Origin of the sequence: Ralstonia sp. 25C (assembly GCF_051904805.1) — a bacterium.
Classification (GTDB): Bacteria; Pseudomonadota; Gammaproteobacteria; order Burkholderiales; family Burkholderiaceae; genus Ralstonia.
The window spans coordinates 369,182-393,822 of the sequence record NZ_CP196737.1 but is presented as its reverse complement, the minus strand read 5'-3'; the positions used below and the strand labels follow the sequence as shown (position 1 = coordinate 393,822).

General features: G+C 62.5%; 26 protein-coding genes and 1 tRNA gene. 15 read left to right on the top strand and 12 right to left on the bottom strand.

Going from position 1 to position 24,641, the window contains the following annotated elements:
- Positions 1-136 precede the first annotated feature (136 nt).
- Positions 137-1,957, top strand: a complete 1,821-nt coding sequence (gene typA / locus ACS7SF_RS01770; protein ID WP_439891419.1) for a translational GTPase TypA — start codon at positions 137-139, stop codon at positions 1,955-1,957.
- A 63-nt stretch (positions 1,958-2,020) separates the two neighbouring features.
- Here the strand turns inward: typA and ACS7SF_RS01765 are convergent, their stop codons facing one another.
- A complete protein-coding gene (locus ACS7SF_RS01765) occupies positions 2,021-2,932 on the bottom strand; it encodes a sterol desaturase family protein (RefSeq protein ID WP_439891418.1) in 912 nt (303 codons plus the stop codon).
- Positions 2,933-3,087: 155 nt separating this feature from the next.
- Here ACS7SF_RS01765 and ACS7SF_RS01760 point away from each other — a divergent pair, with 155 nt between their 5' ends.
- From ACS7SF_RS01760 to ACS7SF_RS01750, 3 genes are all read left to right on the top strand, one after another.
- Positions 3,088-4,206, top strand: a complete 1,119-nt coding sequence (locus ACS7SF_RS01760; protein ID WP_439891417.1) for an enoyl-CoA hydratase/isomerase family protein — start codon at positions 3,088-3,090, stop codon at positions 4,204-4,206.
- Positions 4,207-4,299: 93 nt separating this feature from the next.
- Complete coding sequence (dusA, locus tag ACS7SF_RS01755) at positions 4,300-5,283, top strand: tRNA dihydrouridine(20/20a) synthase DusA (protein WP_439892671.1); 984 nt, start codon at positions 4,300-4,302, stop codon at positions 5,281-5,283.
- A gap of 89 nt (positions 5,284-5,372) precedes the next feature.
- A tRNA-His gene (locus ACS7SF_RS01750) sits at positions 5,373-5,448 on the top strand.
- Positions 5,449-5,496: 48 nt separating this feature from the next.
- Here the strand turns inward: ACS7SF_RS01750 and ACS7SF_RS01745 are convergent.
- Positions 5,497-5,889: a DUF4440 domain-containing protein gene (locus ACS7SF_RS01745; protein ID WP_439891416.1), complete on the bottom strand. Its 393-nt coding sequence runs from the start codon at positions 5,887-5,889 to the stop codon at positions 5,497-5,499.
- A gap of 129 nt (positions 5,890-6,018) precedes the next feature.
- Here ACS7SF_RS01745 and ACS7SF_RS01740 point away from each other — a divergent pair, with 129 nt between their 5' ends.
- Positions 6,019-7,749 carry a dipeptidase gene (locus ACS7SF_RS01740; protein WP_439891415.1) on the top strand — a complete coding sequence of 577 codons (1,731 nt, stop codon included), beginning with the start codon at positions 6,019-6,021 and terminating at the stop codon, positions 7,747-7,749.
- Between the two features lie 16 nt (positions 7,750-7,765).
- Positions 7,766-8,074: a cupin domain-containing protein gene (locus ACS7SF_RS01735; RefSeq protein ID WP_439891414.1), complete on the top strand. Its 309-nt coding sequence runs from the start codon at positions 7,766-7,768 to the stop codon at positions 8,072-8,074.
- Between the two features lie 315 nt (positions 8,075-8,389).
- Here ACS7SF_RS01735 and ACS7SF_RS01730 read toward each other — a convergent pair whose 3' ends face one another.
- Together ACS7SF_RS01730 and lexA are read right to left on the bottom strand one after the other, a co-directional pair.
- Complete coding sequence (locus ACS7SF_RS01730) at positions 8,390-8,575, bottom strand: hypothetical protein (protein WP_426393630.1); 186 nt, start codon at positions 8,573-8,575, stop codon at positions 8,390-8,392.
- A gap of 134 nt (positions 8,576-8,709) precedes the next feature.
- A complete protein-coding gene (lexA, locus tag ACS7SF_RS01725) occupies positions 8,710-9,360 on the bottom strand; it encodes a transcriptional repressor LexA (RefSeq protein ID WP_439892670.1) in 651 nt (216 codons plus the stop codon).
- A 255-nt stretch (positions 9,361-9,615) separates the two neighbouring features.
- On the opposite strand from lexA, the gene ACS7SF_RS01720 reads away from it, so the two are divergent.
- The 9 genes from ACS7SF_RS01720 to ACS7SF_RS01680 all read left to right on the top strand — a co-directional run bounded on the left by ACS7SF_RS01720 (position 9,616) and on the right by ACS7SF_RS01680 (position 16,460).
- On the top strand, positions 9,616-10,392 hold the full coding sequence (locus ACS7SF_RS01720) for a ferredoxin--NADP reductase (RefSeq protein ID WP_439891413.1): 777 nt from the start codon (positions 9,616-9,618) through the stop codon (positions 10,390-10,392).
- 147 nt (positions 10,393-10,539) lie between these two features.
- The gene (locus ACS7SF_RS01715) at positions 10,540-11,532 is read left to right on the top strand and encodes an asparaginase (RefSeq protein ID WP_439891412.1); all 993 of its coding nucleotides are present in this window, start codon (positions 10,540-10,542) and stop codon (positions 11,530-11,532) included.
- A gap of 93 nt (positions 11,533-11,625) precedes the next feature.
- Positions 11,626-11,994 (top strand): 30S ribosomal protein S6, encoded by a 369-nt coding sequence (gene rpsF / locus ACS7SF_RS01710; RefSeq protein WP_027677553.1) that lies wholly within the window; start codon positions 11,626-11,628, stop codon positions 11,992-11,994.
- A gap of 41 nt (positions 11,995-12,035) precedes the next feature.
- On the top strand, positions 12,036-12,362 hold the full coding sequence (priB, locus tag ACS7SF_RS01705; RefSeq protein ID WP_439891411.1) for a primosomal replication protein N: 327 nt from the start codon (positions 12,036-12,038) through the stop codon (positions 12,360-12,362).
- A 12-nt stretch (positions 12,363-12,374) separates the two neighbouring features.
- Positions 12,375-12,653 (top strand): 30S ribosomal protein S18, encoded by a 279-nt coding sequence (rpsR, locus tag ACS7SF_RS01700; RefSeq protein ID WP_037022304.1) that lies wholly within the window; start codon positions 12,375-12,377, stop codon positions 12,651-12,653.
- 25 nt (positions 12,654-12,678) lie between these two features.
- Complete coding sequence (rplI, locus tag ACS7SF_RS01695) at positions 12,679-13,131, top strand: 50S ribosomal protein L9 (RefSeq protein WP_439891410.1); 453 nt, start codon at positions 12,679-12,681, stop codon at positions 13,129-13,131.
- A gap of 140 nt (positions 13,132-13,271) precedes the next feature.
- Positions 13,272-14,660 carry a replicative DNA helicase gene (locus tag ACS7SF_RS01690; RefSeq protein ID WP_439891409.1) on the top strand — a complete coding sequence of 463 codons (1,389 nt, stop codon included), beginning with the start codon at positions 13,272-13,274 and terminating at the stop codon, positions 14,658-14,660.
- Between the two features lie 148 nt (positions 14,661-14,808).
- Positions 14,809-15,435, top strand: coding sequence for a DUF47 domain-containing protein (locus ACS7SF_RS01685; RefSeq protein ID WP_426393622.1), 627 nt, complete (start codon positions 14,809-14,811; stop codon positions 15,433-15,435).
- Positions 15,436-15,449: 14 nt separating this feature from the next.
- Positions 15,450-16,460 (top strand): inorganic phosphate transporter, encoded by a 1,011-nt coding sequence (locus ACS7SF_RS01680; RefSeq protein WP_439891408.1) that lies wholly within the window; start codon positions 15,450-15,452, stop codon positions 16,458-16,460.
- A gap of 83 nt (positions 16,461-16,543) precedes the next feature.
- On the opposite strand, the gene ACS7SF_RS01675 is transcribed toward ACS7SF_RS01680, so the two are convergent.
- The 8 genes from ACS7SF_RS01675 to ACS7SF_RS01640 all read right to left on the bottom strand — a co-directional run bounded on the left by ACS7SF_RS01675 (position 16,544) and on the right by ACS7SF_RS01640 (position 24,638).
- Positions 16,544-17,263, bottom strand: a complete 720-nt coding sequence (locus ACS7SF_RS01675; RefSeq protein WP_439891407.1) for a C40 family peptidase — start codon at positions 17,261-17,263, stop codon at positions 16,544-16,546.
- Between the two features lie 151 nt (positions 17,264-17,414).
- Positions 17,415-17,840 carry a hypothetical protein gene (locus ACS7SF_RS01670; protein ID WP_439891406.1) on the bottom strand — a complete coding sequence of 142 codons (426 nt, stop codon included), beginning with the start codon at positions 17,838-17,840 and terminating at the stop codon, positions 17,415-17,417.
- 121 nt (positions 17,841-17,961) lie between these two features.
- Entirely contained in the window at positions 17,962-19,689 is a 1,728-nt protein-coding gene (locus ACS7SF_RS01665; protein ID WP_439891405.1) for a PhoH family protein, read from the bottom strand.
- A 456-nt stretch (positions 19,690-20,145) separates the two neighbouring features.
- Complete coding sequence (locus ACS7SF_RS01660; RefSeq protein WP_439891404.1) at positions 20,146-20,610, bottom strand: peroxiredoxin; 465 nt, start codon at positions 20,608-20,610, stop codon at positions 20,146-20,148.
- Positions 20,611-20,693: 83 nt separating this feature from the next.
- Positions 20,694-21,587: a 4-deoxy-4-formamido-L-arabinose-phosphoundecaprenol deformylase gene (locus ACS7SF_RS01655; RefSeq protein ID WP_439891403.1), complete on the bottom strand. Its 894-nt coding sequence runs from the start codon at positions 21,585-21,587 to the stop codon at positions 20,694-20,696.
- Between the two features lie 30 nt (positions 21,588-21,617).
- Entirely contained in the window at positions 21,618-22,676 is a 1,059-nt protein-coding gene (locus ACS7SF_RS01650) for a bifunctional UDP-4-keto-pentose/UDP-xylose synthase (protein ID WP_426393612.1), read from the bottom strand.
- A 16-nt stretch (positions 22,677-22,692) separates the two neighbouring features.
- The gene (locus ACS7SF_RS01645) at positions 22,693-23,634 is read right to left on the bottom strand and encodes a formyltransferase (protein WP_439892669.1); all 942 of its coding nucleotides are present in this window, start codon (positions 23,632-23,634) and stop codon (positions 22,693-22,695) included.
- A gap of 8 nt (positions 23,635-23,642) precedes the next feature.
- A complete protein-coding gene (locus tag ACS7SF_RS01640; protein WP_439891402.1) occupies positions 23,643-24,638 on the bottom strand; it encodes a glycosyltransferase in 996 nt (331 codons plus the stop codon).
- Positions 24,639-24,641: the final 3 nt, after the last annotated feature.

The following is a 24,641-nucleotide window of genomic DNA, read 5'->3' as shown; positions in this document are numbered from 1 at the left end:
GTGCAACGTTCGTTCATGGATCCGTCAAGGAGTGTCATCTGTTGCGCATCGCAGCATGCTAGAATGTCAGGTTATTCCGCGAGCTGTTTTGGGTGCTGTCCCGAGCTCGTGTCACGTCTTTTCGAGTTCACATCCCATGCGCGCGCTTCGCAACATCGCCATCATTGCCCACGTTGACCACGGCAAAACCACCCTGGTCGACCAGCTCCTCCGCCAAGCCGGTACGTTCCGCGAGAACGAGCAGCTCACCGAGCGCGTGATGGATTCGAACGACATCGAAAAAGAGCGCGGCATCACGATCCTGGCCAAGAACTGCGCGGTCGAGTACAACGGCACGCACATCAACATCGTCAACACGCCGGGACACGCCGACTTCGGCGGTGAAGTGGAGCGTGTGCTGTCGATGGTCGATGGCGTGCTGCTGCTGGTAGATGCCCAGGAAGGCCCGATGCCGCAGACGCGCTTTGTGACGCGCAAGGCGCTTGCCCTGGGCCTGAAGCCGATCGTCGTGGTCAACAAGGTGGACCGCCCGGGCGCACGTCCGGACTGGGTGATCAACGAGACCTTCGAGCTGTTCGATAAGCTGGGCGCCACTGACGAGCAGCTCGACTTCCCGATCGTCTACGCCTCGGGCCTGAACGGCTACGCCGGCCTGACCGACGATGTGCGCAGCGGCGACATGAAGCCGCTGTTCGATACCATTCTCGAGAAGGTGCCGCAGCGTGACGATGACCCGAACGGCCCGCTCCAGCTGCAGATCATCTCGCTGGACTACTCGAGCTACGTCGGCAAGATCGGCGTGGGTCGTATCACGCGTGGCCGTGTGCGTCCGCTGCAGGATGTGGTGGTCAAGTTCGGTCCGGAAGGTAACCCGATCAAGGGCCGTGTCAACCAGGTGCTGAAGTTCCGCGGCCTGGAGCGCGAGATCGTGCCGGAAGCCGAAGCCGGCGACATCGTGCTGATCAACGGTATTGAAGAGCTGGGCATCGGCTGCACGGTGTGCGCGCCGGACGCTCAGGACGCGCTGCCGATGCTGAAGGTGGACGAGCCGACGCTGACGATGAACTTCTGCGTCAACACTTCGCCGCTGGCTGGTCGTGAAGGCAAGTTCGTGACGAGCCGCCAGCTGCGCGACCGTCTGGACCGTGAGCTGAAGTCCAACGTGGCGCTGCGCGTGAAGGACACTGGCGACGACACGATCTTCGAAGTGTCGGGCCGTGGCGAATTGCACCTGACGATTCTGGTGGAAAACATGCGCCGCGAAGGCTACGAGCTGGCCGTGTCGCGTCCGCGCGTGGTGTTCAAGGACATCGACGGCGTGAAGCACGAGCCGTTCGAGCGCCTGACCGTGGACGTGGAAGACGGCCACCAGGGCGGCGTGATGGAAGAACTCGGCCGCCGCAAGGGCGAACTGCTCGACATGGCGTCGGACGGCAAGGGCCGCACGCGTCTGGAATACCGCATCCCGGCCCGTGGCCTGATCGGCTTCCAGGGTGAATTCCTGACGCTGACGCGCGGCACCGGCCTGATCAGCCACATCTTCGACGACTACTCCCCGGTCAAGGAAGGCGACCTGGGCGAGCGCCACAACGGCGTGCTGATCTCGCAGGACGACGGCGCTGCCGTGGCCTACGCACTGTGGAAGCTGCAGGATCGCGGCCGCATGTTCGTGTCGCCGGGCGATGCGCTGTACGAAGGCATGATCATCGGCATCCACAGCCGCGACAACGACCTCGTCGTCAACCCGATCAAGGGTAAGCAACTGACCAACGTGCGCGCGTCGGGTACCGACGAAGCCGTGCGCCTGGTGCCGCCGATCCAGATGTCGCTGGAATACGCGGTGGAATTCATCGCCGACGACGAACTGGTGGAAGTCACGCCGAAGAGCATCCGTCTGCGCAAGCGTCACCTGAAGGAGCACGAGCGCAAGCGCGCTTCGCGTGAAGAAGCGGTCTGATCGCCCGTTGATCTGCCAACAAAAACGCCCCGGATTTCGGGGCGTTTTGTTTTTGCGCTGTGCTCAGGATGGAGAGCCGATGTGGCCCGGTTCTGCCGCCAAGGTCGAGCATGGGCTACGCCATTCGGGCGGTTTCCATAGATAACGGAGATCCCGATCGCGGAGCACATCGGCCCACATGTCGCGCCACTCGTGAAAGGTGAGGGTGATCGGGTTGTGCGTGTGGACCTGCCGCGTGATGCCGAAAACCGGCGCTTCCTCCTCGGGGACGAAACTGCCGAACATGCGATCCCAGATAGTCAGCACGCCGGCGTAGTTGCGGTCGATGTACTGCGGATTCTTGGCGTGGTGCACGCGATGCACAGAGGGCGTGTTGACGTACTGCCCAAGCCAGCGCCAGAAGCCCGCATAGCGTGAATCCAGCGCGCCCAGCCGCGTATGCACGAAGAACTGGAAGGCCAGGTTCAGGCCCACGGCCAGGATCACCCAATCCGCTGTAAAGCCAATCCATGCGAGCGGAATCCAGAACAGCCACATCCCAGAGATCGGATAGGTCAGGCTCTGGCGGAACGCGGTCGAAAAATTCATCCCTTCCGACGAGTGGTGCGTCACGTGCGACGCCCACATCCAACGCACGCGGTGGCTGGCGCGGTGGAAGAAGTAGTACAGGAAATCCTGCAGCAGCAGGAGCAGCACGAACGACCACCACGTCTCGGGCACCGCACGCAGGCCGTGGCTGTACGTCCACGCATACACGGTCTTGATCATCAGCCACAGGAAGAACGCGTCCGATGCCTGGTGCATGAGCGCGAGGCAGGCGTTTGAAACAGTGTCCTTGAGGCTGTAGACGGAGGGATCGCGCTTGCGCCAGTACCACGCCTCCGCGCCGATGGTCAGCAGGAAGACCGGTGCAAACGCCAGCAGGATCAAGCCGGGGTCGAAACTCGACGCGGGCGCGTCATGGGTCGGGGCCATTGAATTGTTGTGATGTGTGTTGTCTCCAGCCGGCAGATATACGCCCAACACGTGCCGGGCGAAAGAGGATGGTCTAGAGCCCGCCCTCGCAAATTGGTCTGCTCGTGTACAGTGCGACCCGTTATTCGTACAACAATCCACAACATTCAAGAGACATGGAATCCACCGCTTCAACTACCTCCGTGGCTTCGCAGGCTGATGCTCAGTCCAACGTGATCGCTGAAGTACGCGGCGGTATCGGTTGGCTGACGCTGAACCGGCCGCAGGCGCTTAATGCGCTGTCGCTGGAGATGATCCGGGCGATGTCGCACGCGCTGCTGGCGTGGCAGCACGATCCGGAGGTGCACGCCGTGATCCTGCGCGGCGAGGGCGGCAAGGCCCTGTGCGCCGGCGGCGATATCCGTTTTTTCCACCGCGCTGCGACGGCCGGTGACCCGCAACTCATCACGTTCTTCACCGAGGAATACCGCCTCAATCACCTGATCTTTAGCTACGCCAAGCCCTACATCGCCCTGATGAACGGCGTGGTAATGGGCGGCGGCATGGGGATCTCGCAAGGCGCATCGCTGCGCGTAGTGACCGAGCGCACGAAGATGGCCATGCCTGAAACCAACATTGGCCTGTTCCCGGACGTAGGCGGCGGCTGGTTCCTGGCGCGTGTGCCCGGCAGCGTGGGCGAATACCTCGGGGTGACCGGCCAGATGATCGAAGCGGCGGATGCGCTGTCGGTGGGGCTGGCCGATTGCCATGTCACTACGGAAGCGCTGGCCGCTGTTGTGCAGCGCCTGCGTGACGGCAATTGGAGCAGCGCTGAGCAGATCGCCGCGTGCTTGACGGATGCGGCATCGGAACCGGATGCATCGAAATCCATTGTCGCCGCGCATCGCGACGCGATCGACGCTTGTTTTAGCCAGGACACCGTGCAGGGCATCCTGGCCAACCTGGCGGGCAGCGCCGACACCGCGTGGGCTGCACAAACCGCCGCTCACATGGCCAAGCGCTCGCCGCTGATGATGGCCGTGACGCTGGAGCTGATCCGCCGCGGCCGACACACCACGCTGGCTGACGAGCTGCGCCGCGAACTGGACATGATGACGCACGTGTTTGCTGAAGGTGACGGCGTCGAAGGCATTCGCGCGCTCGCCATCGACAAAGACCACGCGCCCAAATGGAAGCACGCCAACGTTGACGCCGTGCGTGGTGCCGAAGTGGCCGCGTTCTTCGTCTCGCCGTGGCGCCGCGAGCAGCATCCGCTGCTGGGGCTGTCGGACTAGAACCGGTAAACTGCGCGCCTGAATTGAATCGTTGATCCCGCTGTGACCGCTGAACGCCCCACCATAAACCCGCGCCGTCTGTCCGTTGCCCCGATGATGGACTGGACGGATAGACATTGCCGCTACTTCCACCGCCAGATCTCGCGCCACACCTGGCTGTACACGGAAATGGTGACGACCGGCGCGCTGCTGCACGGCGATGTGCCGCGCCACCTCGATTTCGATGCGGTGGAACACCCCGTGGCGCTGCAGCTTGGCGGCAGCGAGCCCGACGATCTGGCCCAGGCCGCCCGGCTCGGGGAAAAGTGGGGCTACAAAGAGATCAATCTCAACTGCGGTTGCCCATCGGAACGCGTGCAGCGCGGCGCGTTCGGCGCCTGCCTAATGGCGGAGCCCAAGCTCGTCGCCGAGGGCGTCAAGGCGATGCGCGATGCGGTGTCGGTTCCCGTTACGGTCAAGCACCGCATCGGCATCGACGCGATCGAAACCTACGATTTCGTGCGCGATTTCGTGGGCACCATCGCCGAGGCCGGCTGCGAGACCTTCATCGTCCACGCGCGCAACGCTATCCTGAAGGGCCTGAGCCCCAAGGAGAACCGCGAGATTCCGCCGCTGCGCTACGAAGTGGTCTACCAGCTCAAGCGGGATTTTCCACACCTGGAGATCTTGCTCAACGGCGGGGTGCAGACGCTGGAGCAGATCGATACGCATCTCGCACACATTGATGGCGTGATGATCGGCCGCGAGGCGTATCACCATCCGTACCTGATGGCGGCGTTCGATGCGCAGTACTACGGTGCTGACGCGGACACGCCAACGCGCGCCGAAATTGAAAGCGCGATGATCGACTACGTCGGCCGTTGGGTGGAGCGGGGCGGTTATGCCGGCGCGGCGGTGCGCCACATGCTGGGGCTGTATCGCGGCGTGGCGGGGGCGCGTGGTTGGCGGCGCGTGCTGTCGGATTCCAAGGCGCTGGGTCGCGTCAAGACGCTGGCCGATGCGCACGCGTTGTTTGATGAGGCACGGGCCTATCTCCGGCGTGGCGAGGAATCCAATGAAGAGGGGGCTGCCGCATAATTTTTGCTGCCCCCTAGCCATGCCGGAAGAATGTTTGTATAATCTCGTTTTTCGTCGGGCAGCAATCAGTTCAGGCTGTTCGTACAACGGTGGCCGTAGCTCAGTTGGTAGAGTCCCAGATTGTGATTCTGGTTGTCGTGGGTTCGAATCCCATCGGTCACCCCAAAAGGTTTCAGTAAAAAAAAAGCCCGCTTTTTGCGGGCTTTTTTGCGTCTATACGTCCGCGACCACCGTCCCCTGGTGGAACGCCACCCTCCAACCATCAGCCGTCCGCCGCCACAACGACGCCCGACGCGTAGTGCGATTCGATTGCGCCAGCGTGTAAGTCAGCAGGTAATTATCTGGCGCGATTTCCTGGCAGCGAAAGTCACGCGTCTGCCAAAACTCTTCGCCGATGTGGCCGCGCCGCGCTTCCAGCACGCCGAGCACGTAGTTGCGGCTGTAACGCTGGCCAGAGGCGCCGACCTCCCAGAAGTCTTCCGTGATCATCCGCTCGAAATCTTCCCGGCGGGTCGCGCGTTCGGGGCGGTGGAAGAGCGGTTCGAGCCGCTTCAGTTCCTCGAGCACCCCAAGCAGGGCAGGGTCGGTATCCAGACGCGGTTCCATATGGCGGGCCTCCCGGGAAAGCTCCAAGCATAACGTGGGCTGGCGCAGCTGCGCGCTTTTTGCGCCGCACAATGCGCGCATCCGGCATCGCCCCTATGATGGCGCCTTCCCTTTTCTGGAACCGCATCGATGCAACGTTCTGTCCGTATTGGCTTGTCCACCCTGACGCTTGCGCTCTCGCTCGCTCTGAGCGGCGGCGCTTTTGCTGCCACGCTTCAGAAGCCGCAGTTGGATGCGTTGATTGCCGCCGAGCAAACCAAGGCGTCGGACAATCTGAACAGTTTTCTGTCGACTGCCGCCAAGGTCGATCCGCAGGTTGCGCGTAGCGTGGCCGCGTATCGCAAAAAAGCGCCGCTGATGGGGGATGACCTCGTCAACATTGGCCGCTTGCTCGGCGTGTACAACCGTCTGCACAACCAACAGGCGGTGATCGAATCCATCGAGAAAATGGTCGCGCTGCCGACGGTGCGCGATGACAAGATTCCGCAGTACGAGAACCCTGCCATCGTGGCGTTCGGCAAGCTGGTCGAGGGCATGGCGCACGACTTCGGCCTGAAATACCGCAACGTCGACAACCGCGTGTTCGAAGTCACGCTGCCCGGCACGGGTTCGGACGAATTCGGCATCCTGACGCACGCCGACGTCGTGCCTGCAAAGGCTGAAGAGTGGGTGCTCGGCGATGGCACCAAGCTCGATCCGTTCAAGGTCACGCGCGTCGGCAACCTGCTGTATGGCCGTGGCGCGATCGACGACAAGGGCTCGATTGCCGCCGCGATGTACGCCATGAAGACCGTCAAGGACAGCGGTGTGCCGCTCGCCCGCACGATCCGTTTGATGATCGAGACCACCGAAGAAACCGGCGGCGACGGCATGAAGTACTACCGCGAGCACACGCAATTGCCCGCGTACAACATCGTGCTCGACAGCAAATACCCTGCCGTCGTGGCGGAGAAGGGCTCGGGCGCATTGAAGGTGTTCTTCCCCGCGCAGACAGGAGATGCTGCCCGCACGGCCATCGTGTCGATGAGCGGCGCGGCGTCCGCTAACGCCGTTCCGCAAACGGCGACGGCCACGCTCAAGGGCGGCGACCTGGGTGTCGCGGCGGCGGCGCTCGAAGCCAAGCGCGATGCGTTCGTCAGCAGCCTGGCCGCGCAAGGCAAGTTCTCGATCGACATCACGCGCACTGCAGACAGCATTGTCGTGAAGGTCACCGGCACGTCGGCCCACGGCTCGCGTCCGGAAGAGGGCGTCAACCCGCTGCCGCGCCTGGCGCTGTTCCTGCGCGCAGCCGATCTCGGCCTGGCTGACAACGCCTACGCCCACGCCGTGCGCTACCTGACCGACCTCTACGGCACGGACTACCTCGGCACCACCATGGGTCTTGCCTACAAGGACGACTTCATGGGCCCGCTCACGATTTCGCCCACGGTGATCGGCGACAAAAACGGCCGCGTCGAGGTGACCGCGAATGTGCGCATGCCGCGCGGCAAGACGCCCGATGCGTTGCGCGGCGAGGTTGCCGACAAGATCAACGCGTGGGCCAACGCCAATCACGTCGCGCTGGAGATCAGCTACGACCAAGGCAACTGGATGGCGCGTGACCCGAAGGGCGCGTGGCTGTCGACGCTGCTCAACATCTACGGCGATACGACCGGCCTGGACGCGAAGCCGGTGCCGACCGCCGGCAGTACCACTGCCAAGCTGATGCCGAATGCCATCAACTTCGGCCCGGCCATGCCCGGCAAGAAGTACACCGCGCACAACGCCAACGAGTACAAGGAAGTGCCGGACCTCGACCTCGATATGCAGATGTTCACCGAGATGCTGGTGCGTATCGGCAACCTGCAGTCGATGCAGTAATCGCCACGCCTTTGCCATGAAGATCATCCGCGCCAAGTCATTCACCGCCGAGCGTGCCTGGGGCGCGCTCGATATCGCCAACATGGGCGGCATCACCACGCGCCTGCATTGGACTGATCAGCCCTACCGCTGGCACGTGAACGACGGCGAGGAGGTCTTCGTGGTGCTCGATGGCACGGTCGACATGCACTACCGCGAAGCCGAAGACGAGAAAGTCGCGACGCTACAGGCGGGCGACATCTTCTTTGCGGGGGTCGGCTGCGAGCATGTGGCCCATCCGCGCGGGGAGGCGCGGATTCTCGTCGAGAAGGCGGGGAGCGTTTAGCACCGGCCGGCTGTAGAAAAAAAGAGCCCGCGATGTGCGGGCTTCCAATTCAGCGATCTCATTGCCCCTGAGGGCATTGGCAATACTACTGTCACGCGCGGCAAACAACATCCGGGTAAACGTCCGTGTTGTTGGGAAGCATTCGCCAATGTGCCGTCGCATCGACACGAGACTGAAAAAACAGCCCGCTCAAATGGCGGGCCGAAAATCAGTTGAAGAAAGCCCTGTCCTCAGGGCTCGGCCAGTGTATGAAATCAGTTGCGGCGACAGCATTGGGGTATGCCCTGATCGCTGTCGTAGCGTGCTTCAAACAGTTCAAAAAACCTCAACACCTGCTGCGCGCGAGGCTGCGGGAATCGCATCCAGCATGCGGCAGATCGCCTCCATGCTGCCAACCATCGTGCGGCGCTGTTCCCCTTGATAGATGCGCACGCCCTGGGTTTGGCGGAAGGGCACCGGATGGACCGGGCGGCGGCGGGAAGACATCGATCCGAGTCGCATGGCAGACCTCGTAGGTTCGGATGAAAAGGCGGGCAGCAGATGTAGATGGCAAACAGCTGCCCTGGCGAGCCAGCGGCTCACCTCCTGGTGGGGCAAAATAGCGGAAGAGTTGGCGCGAGAGACGCGCCGCAGGCTTATGGAGCAGCAGGCCGAATCAGACCGACGGCCAAGCCCTCCAGGTGAAATTCATCGCGATCCAGATTCACGTGGATCGGCTCGAAGTCGGGGTTCTCGGCAATCAGTTCAACGTGACGCCCCTTGCGCTGGAATCGCTTGACCGTCACGTCGTCACCCAGGCGAGCGACAACGATTTTTCCGTTGGCCGCCTCCGTGGCGCGTTGCACTGCCAGCAGGTCACCATCCAGAATGCCCGCATCACGCATGCTCATGCCGCGGACCTTCAGCAGAAAATCGGGCTGCGCGGAAAAGAGGGATGGGTCCACCTGGTATTGGCGGTCGATGTGCTCAGCCGCCAGGATGGGGCTACCGGCAGCGACGCGCCCCACCAGCGGCAGCGTCAGTTGCATCAGCCCCATGGATGGCAGCGAAAACTGGTGCTGTGCTGCATCGCCCATCGTGCGCAACCGGATGCCGCGCGAGGCTCCCGGGGTCAGCTCGATCACGCCTTTGCGCGCCAGCGCTCGCAAATGCTCCTCAGCGGCATTGGGCGAGGAGAATCCGAACTCCGCGGCGATCTCTGCACGCGTGGGCGGGAAGCCGGTGCGTTGGATCGTCTGATGGATCAGGTCGAAAATCTGCTGCTGGCGGGGGGTGAGGGTGGCCATCGGCGTACTGTATATTTGAACAGGTGCTGTGATTTTATACAGTGACGCGGGAAGCGCAAGTGATTTTGTTGTGACTTGTTGCTGGATGCGCGAATCGGTGGTGCGCATGCGGCTGATCCACGTCAAAACCCATGCGGCTGGTTAGAAGCTTATGCGCAATCCATGCAGGCGCGACCGTGGCGAATCGCATAAAATCAAGGCCTTGACCGTATTCCGCACTGCCACATAGGCTCACAGGCCGGCCCGAACATCACCATGTCCGCTTTCAATCAAGAGACCGTTCTGAGCGTCCACCACTGGAACGACTCCCTCTTCAGCTTCAAGACGACGCGCGACCAAGCGCTGCGCTTTCACAACGGCCATTTCGTCATGATTGGCCTCGAAGTCGAAGGCAAGCCGCTCATGCGCGCCTACAGCATCGCCAGCCCGAACTATGAAGAACACCTGGAGTTCTTCAGCATCAAGGTGCAGAACGGCCCGCTGACGTCGCGCCTGCAGCATCTGAAGGTGGGCGACAAGCTGCTGGTGAGCAAGAAGCCGGTCGGCACGCTGGTGCTGGATGACCTGCTGCCCGGCAAGAACCTCTACCTGTTCGGCACGGGCACCGGCCTGGCGCCGTTCATGAGCATCATTCAAGACCCCGAAACCTACGAGCGTTTCGAAAGGGTCGTGCTGTTGCACGGCGTGCGTCAGGTGAGTGAGCTGGCCTATGCTGACTTCATCACTAGCGAGCTGCCGAACAACGAGTTCTTTGGCGACCAAGTCCGCGAAAAGCTGATCTACTACCCGACCGTCACGCGTGAGCCGTTCCGCAACATGGGTCGCCTGACCGATCTGGCCGATAACGGCAAGCTTTCCGCTGACATCGGCCTGCCGCCGCTCGATCCGGCCGTGGACCGCGCCATGATCTGTGGCAGTCCCGCGATGCTGGAAGACACCTGCAAGCTCCTCGACGCGCGTGGTTTCAAGATCTCGCCGCGCATGGGCGAGGCGGGCGATTACGTGATCGAACGCGCTTTCGTCGAGAAATAAGCGACGCCGCATCCCCTGCAAACGCCGGCCCATGTGTCACCTGGGTCGGCGTTTTGCTTTTGTGGCGGGGCGAGGGCAAATCCGCGTCGGCAAAGGCGTGACACGCGGATACAATGCGCGGCTTCCTCATCACGGATCCCTGCAACGATGTCCTTGCCTACCATCGCCATCCTCGCCACCGGCGGCACGATCGCCGGTTCCGCTGACGACGCTGGCTCCGCCGCACGCTACCGCGCCGGCGCCGTTCCCATCGATCAACTGCTCGCGGCGAGCAAGCTCGGTCTTGAGCGCATTGCCAATGTGCGCGCCGAGCAGGTCGCTCAGATCGACAGCAAGGATCTGACCTTCGATGTCTGGGAAAAGCTGGTCGCCCGCGTTCGCCACTGGATTGACGTGGAGGGCGTGGACGGGGTGGTCATCACGCACGGTACGGACACGCTCGAAGAAACCGCCATGCTGCTGCACCTGACGCAGCAAGGCGATACGCCCATCGTGGTCACTGCCGCGATGCGGCCGTCGACGTCGCTGTCGGCCGATGGCCCGCTGAACCTGCTGAACGCGGTGCGGCTGGCGGCGAGCCCGGCGTCGCGCGGGCGTGGGGTGCTTGTGGCGCTGAATCAGCGGGTCCACGCCGCGCGCGATGTGCAGAAAGCCCATACCTACGCGGTGGAGGCGTTTGTCTCGCCGGACGTTGGCCCGGTTGGCTTCGTGCTCGATACCCAGGTGCAGTTTCAACGGGCGGTCCAGCGTCCCGATTCGGCGGACGTGTTGCCGATGCCGCCCGTTGGGCAATGGCCGTGGGTGGAGGTGCTGGCCAGCTATGCGCAGCCGGATGCGCGGCTCGTCGATACGCTGGTCGCTGCCGGCGTGAAGGGATTGGTGGTCGCCGCGACCGGCGCCGGTTCCATTCACGTGAACCTTGAGGCGGCGCTCAATCGCGCCAGCGAACAAGGCGTTTTTGTGCTGCGTTCAACACGTACAGGCGCGGGCATCGTGCCGCCGCAACCTGATGCGCAGCGTTGGGCCTCGACCGGCACGCTCAACCCGTACAAGGGGCGCGTGCTGCTGATGCTGCTCATTGCTGCCGGGCGCGCCCAGGCAGAAACTGCTTCCCTGCAGCAAGTCATTGATCGGTATTGAAAGAATCGGTTGAGTCTGCGTATAATGGCAGGCTAACCAACCTTGCTGCACCGGAGTGTGACGCCCGGGCGGCTTAATCCACAAGGAGCGTCAATGCGTCATTACGAAATCGTGTTCATCGTCCATCCGGACCAGAGCGAGCAAGTGCCCGCGATGATCGAGCGCTACAAGAGCACGGTCACCACGCAAGGCGGCCAAGTGCACCGCGTCGAGGACTGGGGCCGTCGTCAACTGGCCTACATGATCCAGAAGCTGGCCAAGGCTCACTACGTGTGCCTGAACATCGAGTGCGGCAAGGAAACCCTGGCTGAGCTCGAGCACGCGTTCAAGTTCAACGACGCAGTGCTGCGTCACCTCATCGTTCAGACCAAGAAGGCTGAAACGGCTCCGTCGCCGATGATGAAGGAAGTTGCGCGCGAAGAGGCCAAGAAGGCCGCCGCTCAAACCGAACAGGCCGCCTGATGCCGCGCGGTGCGGCGCAAGTTTAACTACGCACCGCGAGCATGGACGAAGCCCAAAGGGATCACGCCATCAACCGTTTGCAGCTCGTCGCCACATTGGTCGAGCGCGAGGTGATGCGATATACCCCAGCCGGTGTGCCCATCGTCAATTGCCTGTTGACCTACAGCGGGCAGGCGATGGAAGCACAGACAGTGCGGCAGATCGAGTTTTCGATGGAAGCACTGGCAGCCGGCAAGATGGCCTCTGTTCTGGACCGCATCGCTCCGGGTACCGTCCTGGATTGCGTCGGGTTTCTAGCTCGCAAGCACCGCAGCAGCAAAGCACTGGTCTTTCACATCTCCGGATGTAACGTATTCGTAAAGGATTGAATCATGGCATTCATGAACAAGAAGCAGCGCGACGCGAAGAACAAGAAGCGCTTCCAGCAGCAAAACCCGCTGTTCAAGCGCAAGAAGTTCTGCCGCTTCACCGTCGCTGGCGTTGAGCAGATCGACTACAAGGATCTGGACACGCTCAAGGACTTCATCGGCGAGAACGGCAAGATCACGCCGGCCCGCCTGACCGGCACGCGCGCGATCTATCAGCGCCAACTGGACACGGCCATCAAGCGTGCACGTTTCCTCGCGCTGATGCCCTACACCGATCAGCACAAGCACTAATCAAGCGGGATAAGGAGAACTCACAATGCAAATTATTCTGCTCGAGAAGGTCGTCAACCTGGGTAACCTGGGCGACGTGGTGCGTGTGAAGGACGGTTACGCTCGTAACTTCCTGATCCCGAACAAGCAAGCCCGCCGTGCTACCGATTCCGCCATCAAGGAATTCGAAGCCCGTCGCGCTGAGCTGGAAAAGCTGGCCGCTGAAAAGCTGGCGGCAGCACAAGCCGAAGGCGAAAAGCTGAATGGCCTGGCGCTGCAACTGTCGCAAAAGGCTGGTGTGGATGGCCGTCTGTTCGGCTCTGTCACCAACCACGACATCGCTGATGCGCTGAACGCACAAGGCTTCAAGGTCGAGAAGGCGCAAGTGCGTCTGCCGAACGGCCCGCTGAAGACCGTGGGCGAGCACGCGGTTGTTGTGTCGCTGCACACGGATGTGGCAGTCGACGTGACCGTGTCGGTGCAAGGCGAGACCGTCTAAGCACGTACGCTTTAACTCGCGGCAGCCGGAAAGCGGCCAACGCGAGTCAAGAAGGCAGGGACGAAAGTCTCTGCCTTTTTTGTTGTCCTTTGTGTCAGGGGTGCAGATTGAAGACCGAGCAGCGCCGTTATAATCCCGCCATGAACGCGCCCTCCGATCCCCAGCTCGATTCCCTCAAGGTGCCTCCGCATTCCATCGAGGCCGAACAATCGGTGCTCGGCGGGTTGCTGCTGGATAACGCCGCCTGGGATCGCATTGCCGATTTCATCAACGAGCACGATTTTTACCGCTACGACCACCGGCTGATCTTCCACAACATCGGCAAGCTGATCTCGCAGGCCAAGCCGGCTGACGTGATCACGGTGTACGAGCAGTTGCAGGCGGCAGGCAAGGCGGAAGAGGTGGGCGGCCTGGCCTATCTGAACGCGCTGGCACAGAACACGCCGAGCGCCGCCAACATCCGTCGCTATGCGGAAATCGTCCGCGACCGCGGCGTATTGCGCCAGTTGGTGACGATTGCCGACGAAATCTCTGCCGGCGCCTTCAACCCGCAAGGGCGCGACGTGCGGCAACTGCTGGACGAGGCCGAATCCAAGGTGTTCGCGATTGCGGAAGAGGGCGCGCGCGGTCAGAAGGGCTTCCTGGAAATTCAGCCGTTGCTGACGCAGGTGGTCGAGCGGATCGATGAGCTGTACCACCGCGATAACCAGAGCGATATCACCGGCGTGCCGACGGGCTTTGTCGACCTCGACCGCATGACCAGCGGCATGCAGGGCGGCGACCTGATCATCGTGGCAGGCCGTCCTTCGATGGGCAAGACTGCGTTCTCGCTGAATATCGGCGAGCACGTTGCGGTGGAGCAGGGTCTGCCGGTGGCCGTGTTCTCGATGGAAATGGCGGGTACGCAGCTCGCTATGCGTATGTTGGGTTCGGTCGGTCGGCTGGATCAGCACCGCCTGCGGACCGGCCGCCTGCTCGACGAAGATTGGCCACGCCTGACGCACGCCATCCAGAAGATGAACGATGCGCAGCTCTTCATTGATGAAACGCCGGCGCTGAACCCGATGGAGCTGCGTGCGCGTTCACGTCGCTTGGCGCGTCAGTGCGGGCAGCTCGGCCTGATCGTCATCGATTACCTGCAGCTGATGTCGGGCTCGGGCGGCGGCGAAAACCGCGCGACCGAAATCTCGGAAATCTCGCGTTCGCTCAAGGGCTTGGCGAAGGAACTCAACTGCCCGGTGATCGCGCTGTCACAGCTGAACCGAAGCCTGGAACAGCGTCCGAACAAACGCCCGGTGATGTCGGACTTGCGCGAATCCGGCGCTATCGAACAGGATGCCGACGTGATCCTGTTCATCTATCGCGACCAGGTGTACAACCCGGATTCGCCGGACAAGGGCACCGCCGAAATCATTATCGGTAAGCAGCGTAACGGCCCCATCGGTACCGTTCGCCTGACCTTCCTCGGTGAATACACGAAGTTCGATAACTTCACCGGTGGCAATGCTTTCTTCGACAACGACACATAATCGTCTTTTCATGTCGGACCGCCACAACGTGCCACGCATGGCACGGGGCCGGTTCCGGTAAAATATTGCGCTTTAATGACAGCGCCGACGGTGATCCCGTTCGGCGCTGTTTTTACGACTCCTGCTTTTCCCGTTCCCAAGGATCAACATGTTCGGTCGCTTTATGCCTACCGAAGGCAAGTTCTTCGAGTATTTCAACCAGCACGCCGAGTGTGCCGTCAAAGCGGCCCATGCGCTCAAAGAGCTGGTCAATGACTTGCCCAATGCTGAAATGCATGCACGCAATGTGCAGAACTTCGAGAAGAAAGCCGATCGCATCACGCATGACACGGTTGAGCTGCTGCACAAGACCTTCATCACGCCGCTGGATCGCGATGAGATCCACAAGCTGATCACGACGATGGACGACATCCTCGATCTGATGGAAGACGTGTCGCTCACCATCTCGCTGTACGACGTTACCAACGTGACGGACGAGGCGCGCCAGCTTGCCACCATCTGCGTGGCATGCTGCGAAGAGGTCCGTAAGGCCGTGGCGTTGCTCGACGACATGAATAACGGCCGCCAGATTCTGACCATTGCGCAGGAAATCGACCGACTGGAGTCCGAAGCCGATCGCGTCATGCGCGCCGCCATGGCCAAGCTGTTCCGCACTGAAAACGACATCAAGCTGCTGATCAAGCTCAAGGCGATTTACGAGCAACTGGAGAGCGTCACCGATTGTTGCGAGGATGTCGCCAACATCATCGAAGGCATCGTGCTCGAAAACGCCTGACGAGACGACGCCTCATGCATACGCTTCAGATCAGTCTCTGGGTGATCGTCCTGCTGGTGGCGCTGGCCATCGTGTTCGACTTCATGAATGGCTTCCACGATGCGGCCAACTCCATTGCTACGGTGGTGTTGACCGGCGTGCTCAAGCCGCAGCAGGCGGTGGCAATGGCCGCAGCCTGCAATGTGATCGCCATTTTCATCTTCCACCTCAAGGTGGCCACGACGGTGGGGCGGGATACGATCGACCCGTCCATCGTGGATCACTACGTCATCTTCGGCGCCTTGGTGGGTGCCATCGCTTGGAACATCATCACGTGGTACTACGGCATTCCGTCGAGCTCGTCGCATGCGCTGATCGGCGGGCTGGTCGGCTCGGCGGTGGCCAAGTCGGGCACGGGCTCGCTGGTGGCGAGCGGTTTGCTGAAGACGGTGGCGTTCATCCTGATTTCGCCGCTGCTGGGCTTCATCTTGGGCTCGCTGCTGATGGTGGCGGTGTCGTGGCTGTTCTTCCGCACGCCGCCGTCGAAGGTGGACCGGTGGTTCCGGCGCTTGCAGTTGCTCTCGGCTTCGCTGTACAGCCTGGGCCACGGCGGTAACGATGCGCAGAAGACCATCGGCATCATCTGGATGCTGCTGATCGCGGGCGGTTATGCGTCCGCAACGGCCGAAACGCCGCCGATTTGGGTCATCGTGTGCTGCTACGTGGCGATCGGCCTGGGCACGCTCCTCGGTGGCTGGCGGATTGTGCGCACGATGGGCCAGAAGATCACCAAGCTCAAGCCGGTGGGCGGTTTCTGCGCTGAAACCGGTGGCGCATTGACGCTGTTCTTCGCTTCGGCGCTGGGCGTGCCGGTGTTGACGACGCACACCATTACCGGCGCCATCGTCGGTGTGGGCGCGGCGCAGAAGGCATCCGCGGTGCGTTGGGGCGTGGCAGGCAATATCGTCTGGGCGTGGGTCCTGACGATTCCCGCGTCGGCCTTCATGGCGGCGATTGCCTGGTGGATCGGCAAGCACGTGCTGTAAGCGGGCTCGCATCACCTAAAACGAAACGCCCACCATTCCGGTGGGCGTTTGCATTGGCGGGTGCGAAGAAGCGTTACTGCGCGTTACTGCGTGGCGAAGCGTGCGATGGGGTCATCGTCGGCCGGCGTGGCGACGACAGCTGTCGCGCTACGCGCGCGCGCCAAGGTACCGAGTGGATCATCGTCGATCGGGCGCGCAGGGCTAGCCGGCGCGGGGATGGGCTGACTCGATGGCCCGGGGGCGTCCGGCAAGTTGCTGACCGCCACCACGCGGCGTGCGCCCATGTAGCGACTCGCCCAATACGACTTGGTCATGTCTTCCAGCCGTACGGTGCCGCCCGTGGCGGGCGCGTGCACGAAGCGGTTTTGGCCGACATAAATGCCGACATGCGAGTTCGCCTGGCCGGTCGTGTTGAAGAACACCAAGTCACCCGAGGCCACGTCGCGGCGTTCGAGCGCCGTACCGCGTCGGCCCATTTCGGCCGCGGTGCGCGGCAAATTCACAGCGGCGGCGCGCTGTACGACGTAGCGCACGAGCCCGCTGCAATCGAAGCCGCTGTCTGGCGTGTTGCCGCCGTAGCGATACGGCGTGCCCACCAGGGCCATGGCTTCGATGGAGATTTCTTCGAGACCGGCGCTTGGGTCATTGATGGGGGCGCCGCGCGTGCGAAGCGCGCCAGGGTCGCGCGAAGCCGTCGAACGCGTTGGCGTGGACGAGCAAGCAGACAGCAGGCACACCAACGCCAGCAGGGCTGCGCCCGCCAGTCGGGTGTCGCTATGAGGAAAGCCGTGCTGCTTCGGCATGCGCCATCAGAAAGGTCCGGATAGGTCGCATGCTATGCGCGCGGCGCGAGAATGCCAAACCAGGCCGCGCGGTGTGTTGGCGGGGCGCAACGCCAAGCGGGGCGCGGGTCTGCGGATTCCGGCCCGATGGCGTCGCGCTTTGCGGGCAGCGTTACCAGCGAAGCTGGACGTTGCGCGTGCTGCCGGTCTGCACGGTGGCGCGTTTGGTGGCGCCCTCGTAGGTGGCGATCACGTTATAGCTCGCGGGCGGTGCTTTGATGAGGCAGCGCGGGCCGTCGGCGCGGAAATTGGCGACCTCCTTGCCGTGTCGCGTGAGTTGAACGTTCACGTCGGAGAGATATTCGCCGCGTGGCCCCTGCGTAAACAGGAGCGACAGGTTGTAGTTGCGCGCCTCCGCGTTCAGCGCCTGCTGCTCGTCCTCTGCAACGCCGCCGCAGACGTAGCTGATCTGGCCGGAGGTCTGCGGGATGAGGTTGTCGGCAAGCGCCACGGAGGCGCCGGCGGACAACATCATCGCCAGCGCCGCCGACATCAAGGTCATGCGCGATCGGGTCTGCAGGTTTCGTTGCGTGGGCATCATTGGGCCTCCATCAGAAAAAGGGAGAGGTGCCCAATACGCAGCAAGAAAAAGGCCGCGCAAATGCGCGGCCCAGATGGCACAACGGTTGGCGGCGGGCGGATTTGCCGCCGCGTGGTACTTACAGCACGTCCGACGCGTGATCCGCCAGTCGCGAGCGCTCGCCGCGCGCCAGCGTGATGTGGCCGCTGTGGCTCCAGCCCTTGAAGCGATCCACCACGTACGTCAGGCCCGACGACCCCTCAGTCAGGTACGGCGTGTCGATCTGCGCGATGTTCCCCAGGCAGACGATCTTGGTGCCCGGGCCCGCACGCGTGACCAAGGTCTTCATCTGCTTGGGCGTCAGGTTTTGTGCCTCGTCGATGATGAGGAACTTGTTGACGAAGGTGCGGCCGCGCATGAAGTTCATGCTCTTGACCTTGATGCGCGAGCGGATCAGCTCCTGCGTGGCGGCACGGCCCCATTCGCCGGCGTTGTCATCGGACTTTTGCAGCACTTCGAGGTTGTCATCGAAGGCGCCCATCCAGGGCTGCATCTTTTCCTCTTCCGTGCCGGGCAGGAAGCCGATGTCTTCACCCACGGGCACGGTGGCACGCGTGATGATGATCTCGTTGTAGAGCTTCTGGTCCAGCACCTGCTCCAGGCCCGCGGCCAGCGCCAGCAGCGTTTTGCCCGTGCCGGCAGAGCCCAGCAGCGTGACGAAATCGACCTCCGGGTGCATCAGCAGGTTCAGCGCAAAGTTCTGCTCGCGGTTGCGCGCCGTGACGCCCCAGACATTGTTCTTCTGGTGCGTGAAGTCCTTGAGCGTCTGCAGCACCGCCGTCTTGCCGTTCAACTCGCGGACCTGCGCGTACAGCGGCAGGCTGCCGTCATTCGGCTCCAGGAAGACAAACTGATTGACCAAGAACGACGGCACCAGCGGCCCCGACAGGCGGTAGAACGTCGTGCCCGTCTTTGGATCCTGCCAGCTCTCGATGTTCTTGCCGTGCTTCTGCCAGAAATCCGCCGGCAGGGCCATCACACCGCTGTAGAGCAGGTCGGTGTCTTCCAGCACGCGGTCGTTGAAGTAGTCCTCCGCCGGCAGGCCGAGGGCGCGCGCCTTGATCCGCATGTTGATGTCTTTCGACACCAGCACGACATGGCGATCCGGCCGCTGTTGCTGCAGCGCCGACACCACGCCCAGGATCTGGTTGTCCGCCTTACCTTGCGGCAAGCCGTCGGGCAGCTTGATGTCGTTCAGGCGCGTCTGGAAGAACAGGTGCCCCTGTGCATCGCGGTTGCCGAGCTTGGCCAGCGGCAGGCCGTCGTCCATCGTGCCTTCGGTACCAGCCACCAGTTGATCCAGCGTGCGGCTCACCGTGCGGGCATTACGCGCGACTTCGCTCATGCCCTTCTTGTGATTGTCCAGCTCCTCCAACGTCATCATCGGCAGATAGACGTCGTGCTCCTCAAAGCGGAACAACGACGACGGATCGTGCATCAGCACGTTGGTATCGAGCACGAACAGCTTGGTCGGGCCTTCGTCGCGGCGGGCACGGCGGCGGGGCGCGGCTTCGGTTGACTTGCCGGTCGCGGGTGTTTTGTTGACAGCCTTGAGAATGCTGGCGGGGCGCTGGCGAGCCTCTTCCTTGGCCACCGGCGACGATTCGCCCGCGCGTGCCTGGGCTGCGCCGCCCGCGCTACGTTTGGGTTGCGCTCGGCCGGTTTCGGACAGCGCCTCGCGTTCAAGGGCGGGCACCGGTTTTCGAGGTTCCTGACCCGCCTTGGGCTTTCCGGCTTTGCCGAAAGGCTTGAATTCAGCCGGGTCGAGCAATTGGGCTGGCTGGGTGGGCATGGTCGGCAGCGGCATGCTTCGATTACCTCTCTGGAGGGAACAACGACGAAACACCGCACTCGTTGATAGCGAGGCGATGCTGATGGAAAACGCTGAGGGAAGTGGCGGCGCGCCGCACGTATGAACGCGTGAGCGACGGCCACAAAAAAGCCGCCATGACCTGCGAGAGGTGGGGCGGCCTAGATGAACGCCACAACAAGCTGCACGATTCGGACGTTCTGCCCAGCCTTGCCGCTGGGGAAAACGCCGATGCGGTATCAGGCCAACTTGGCCGCCGGTACCGTCGTGGGCAATCGGAATGGCATCCGGATTTCGTACTCATCGGTTCCGACTGTATCGGAAGCTTTTGGTATTTGCAATCTGTGACATGTGACGTCTAGTGCCGCGTTGCAGTCCCGCGAAACTGCCCTGGGGGAAGCGCTGGGGTGCCCTGTGCGGCGCTTTCGTGACCCATCGACGACCCGCTGCGGGTTACAACGCACGCACCGCCGCTAGTACGTCGTCCACATGGTTGGGCACCTTCACGCCACGCCACTCTTTGCGCAACACACCCTTGGCATCGATCAGGAAGGTGCTGCGTTCGATGCCGCGCACGTCCTTGCCGTACATCTTCTTCATCTTGATGGTGTCGAAGAGGTTGCAGACGGCTTCATCCGCGTCGGAAATTAGCTCGAACGGCATCTCCAGCTTGGCCTTGAAGTTCTCGTGCGATTTCAGGCTGTCGCGCGAGATGCCGAACACCACGGCGCCGGCAGCTTCAAAGGCGTCGTACTGGTCGCGGAAGTTCATCGCCTCGGTGGTGCAACCGGGCGTGTTGTCCTTCGGATAGAAATACAGTACGACGATCTTGCCGCGCTGCGACGCCGGCGAAAACGTGATGCCGCTCGTGGCTGGCGCGGAGAACTCGGGAAGAGGCTTGTCGAGGGTGACGGGCATGGTGTGTTCCGGAAAACCGCGGGGAAGGGTTGCAAGCGCGTGGACAGCCAACCGTGAAGCCTGCCGCCGTTGGTGACAGCAAATCAGGCCGGCTGAACGATCAAGCTGCCGCTGCGGCCTGCAATTTCGCCCCACGTGACGGGCTGAACGGGGAGGGTGCTGCGATCGAGCGTCGCGTAATAATCGCCCATCGACGCCAGCCGATGGCCCTGCGCGCGCCAGCCTTGCAGCAACTCGCGGAAGATCGGGGCGAGTTTCTGCCCTTCAAGTTCTGCGTGCAAGGTGAAGACCTGGTCGCGGTCAGATTCGGTCATCTTGAGGATGTGCCGGGCGACGTTGTCGAGGGTGATGTCACCCACGCCGATGAGTTCGTCCAGCGTCGGCAGCGTGGTCGGCAATTGCACGTGGTTGAGCGCCTGTCCATCGACGCTCGGAATGTATGGATGCGTGCCGCGGCCGTCGGAGGCGTAGGCCATGCCCCAGGCGTCGATCTGCCGGAAAGCGTGGTCGTTCATCTGCCAGCCAGCGGCACCGTGCGTAACGGGCGGCTGGCCGAAGACCTGCACGAAGCGCGCATGGGCGGCACCCATCTGGCGGGCGGTCCAGTTGCCGTCACGCTGGCGGACGTTGTCCTGCCAGCGGACGTGGTCCCACGTGTGGATGCCGGTCTCGAAACCTGCCTCGGCAATGGCGCGCATCTCGGCGGCAGCCTTGCGGCCGATGTCGGGCCCGGGCAGCAGCACGCCGTACATCAGCGTGCGTAGGCCGTAGTGCTCGACCACGGACGTGCGGGAAACTTTCTTCAGGAAGCCAGGGCGGAATGCCCGGCGCAGCGCCCAGCCGGTGTGATCCGGGCCGAGGCTGAAGAGGAAGGTCGCGCCCGCCTCGTGTTCGCGCAGCATGCGCGAGAGATTAGGCACGCCTTCGCGGGTGCCGCGCAGGGTGTCGACGTCGATCTTGAGGACGATGAGGGCCATGAACCTGCGCGGGTGGTGCTTTGCTGTTGCTTACTTGTTGCCGTTGCCTTCTTCGACAAGGCTGCGGGCGTCTGCCACGTGCGTGCGATACGCTTCGAAGATGTTCGCCAGCGCGTCCTGCATCGTGGTGGTCGGCTTCCAGCCGAGCTCGTCCATGGTGTTGGCGATTTTCGGCACGCGGTTCTGCACGTCCTGGTAGCCGTTGCCGTAGTAAGCGCCGGAGGTCGTTTCCACTAGTTGGACTTGCTTGGCGGTGTCCTTGTACTCGTCGATCTTGGCGGCTTGCTCCAACATCATGTTGGCCAGCTCGCGCACCGAGTAGTTGTTCGACGGGTTACCGATGTTGTAGATCTTGCCCGAGGCCACGCCATCCTTGTTGGCGATGATGCGCACCAGCGCGTCAATGCCGTCATCAATGTACGTGAAGGCGCGCTTCTGGCTGCCGCCATCGACGAGCTTGATGTTCTCGCCGCGCACGATGTGGCCGAGGAACTGCGTCACAACGCGCGACGAACCTTCCTTCGGGGTGTAGATCGAGTCCAGGCCCGGGCCGATCCAGTTGAACGGGCGGAACAGCGTGAAGTTCAGGCCTTCCATGCCGTAACCCCAGATCACGCGGTCCATCAGCTGCTTGGAGCATGCGTAGATCCAACGCGGCTTGTTGATCGGGCCGTAAATCAGCGGCGAGGCTTCCGGATCGAATTCCGAGTCGCTGCACATGCCGTAGACCTCGGAGGTCGACGGGAAGACCAGGTGCTTGCCGTATTTGGCAGCCGAGCGAACGATCGGCAGGTTGGCTTCAAAGTCCAGCTCGAACACGCGCAGCGGGTCTTTGACGTAAGTCGACGGCGTGGCGATGGCCACCAGCGGCAGGATCACGTCGCACTTCTTCACGTGATACTCGACCCACTCCTTGTTGATGGTGATGTCACCCTCGAAGAAGTGCATGCGCGGGTGGTTGACCAGGTCGCCCAGGCGCTCGGTCTGCATGTCCATGCCGTAGACCTCCCAGTCGGTGGTCTCCAGGATGCGCTTGGACAGGTGGTGGCCGATGAAGCCGTTGACGCCGAGGATCAGTACTTTTTTCATGAGGGCAAACCGAAAATCAGAAGAGGGCGAGCTGGCTGGCGAGCTGCTGCGCGGTTACGACAACCGTACCGCCGGCAGCTTGGGGCTCGACGCGCCAGAGCTCGTGAATGGCGATGGCTCCCCCATCGCCGCACACGCCGAACATCGCATTATCCACGACGTGCAAGCCCGGGGGCAAATTCGTGAAGGTTTGATGCGCCAGACGGGCGCGCGCGACGATGTAGCGCGCGTTGGCATCACCTTTGCCGGCATCCGTAAATGCACCAGGATAGGGCGGCGCCACGGCGCGAATCAGGTTATAGACCTGCTGGGCGGGTTTAGACCAATCGATGCGGCCGTCTTCGGGCTTGCGGCCACCGAAGTAGCTGCCGTCGGCGAGCACATTCGGGTGCTGCGGGATTTGCCCGGCAATCATCGTGGGCAGTGCGCGCCACAGCGTCTGTTCGGCGGCTACGGTGGCCTTTTCGAACACGTCATGTGCGGTGTCGTCCGGCAGGATCGGCACGATTGTTTGGTCGACGATGTAACCGGCATCCGGCTTTTCCACCATTTCATGCAGCGTGGCGCCGGTTTCGGTTTCGCCGTGCAGCACGGCCCAGTTGATCGGCACGCGGCCGCGATACTTGGGCAGTAGCGACCCGTGCATGTTGAATGCGCCGAACTTGGCGAGGCTCAACAGCGACATCGGGATCATGTGCCGGTAGTAGAACGAGAAAATGAAGTCCGGTGCGATGGCCGCGATGCGGGCGTGGAGATCTTCCCCGTTGGCGTTGTCCGGCGTGACGAACGGGATACCGAGTTCCTGGGCCGTGGCGCGCACGCTGCCGAACCAGATGTTCTCGGCGGCGTTGTCCTCATGCGTGACAACGAGTTCGACCTGGATGCCGCGCGCCGCGAGCACGCGCAGGCAGCGCACGCCAACGTTGTGGTACGCAAAGACGACCGCGCGGCGCTTGATGTCACCGCTCATGCGACGCCTCGTTGCGAACCCGGCTTCAGATCCGCCGCGCCGGCTTCGTGCAGGTGGGGCGTGTCTTCCAGCACGCCTTGCACCAGATAGCGCGGACGCTCACGCACTTGCTGGTAGATGCGGCCGATGTATTCGCCCAGCAGGCCAATGCCGAACAGCAGCACGCCCATCAGGAAGAACGTAATGGCGAACAGCGTGAACACGCCCTGGACTTCCGCGCCGAGGATAAAGCGGCGCACCACCAGCAGAATGAACAGAATGGCCGAAGCGAACGACAGCAGCATCCCGATCGCCGAGAACCATTGCAGCGGGATCACCGAGAAGCCCGTCACCAGATCGAAATTCAGGCGCACGAGCTTGTACAGCGAATACTTCGATTCGCCCGCAAAGCGCTCTTCGTGATCGACCTCGATTTCGGTCGGGTTCTTGCAGAACGAGTAAGCCAGTGCCGGGATGAAGGTGTTGACTTCGCGGCAGCGGTTGATGGTGTTGACGATGGTCCGGCTGTAGCCACGCAGCATGCAACCCTGGTCCGTCATCTTGATGTGCGTGATGCGCTCGCGCAGGGAGTTCATGGCGCGCGAGGCGGTGCGGCGGAACCAGCTGTCCTGGCGGTTGCGGCGGATGGTGCCGACATAGTCGTAGCCCTCATCGAGCTTTTCGACCAGGCGGCCGATTTCTTCCGGTGGGTTCTGCAGGTCGGCATCCAGCGTGATGACGCGTTCGCCGCGCGCATGCTCGAAGCCGGCCAGGATGGCCATGTGCTGGCCATAGTTGCCGTTGAACAGCACGACGCGCGTGCTGTCCGGCCGTGCGCGGAATTGCTCGGCCAGCATGGCGGCGGAGCGGTCGCGGCTGCCGTCATTGACGAACACGACTTCGTACGAAATGCCGAGCGCGTCGAGCGCGGGATACAGGCGCGCAAACAGCGCAGCGAGCCCGTCTTCTTCGTTGTAGACAGGAATGACGACCGAGAGAGCGGGTGTCTTCATTAT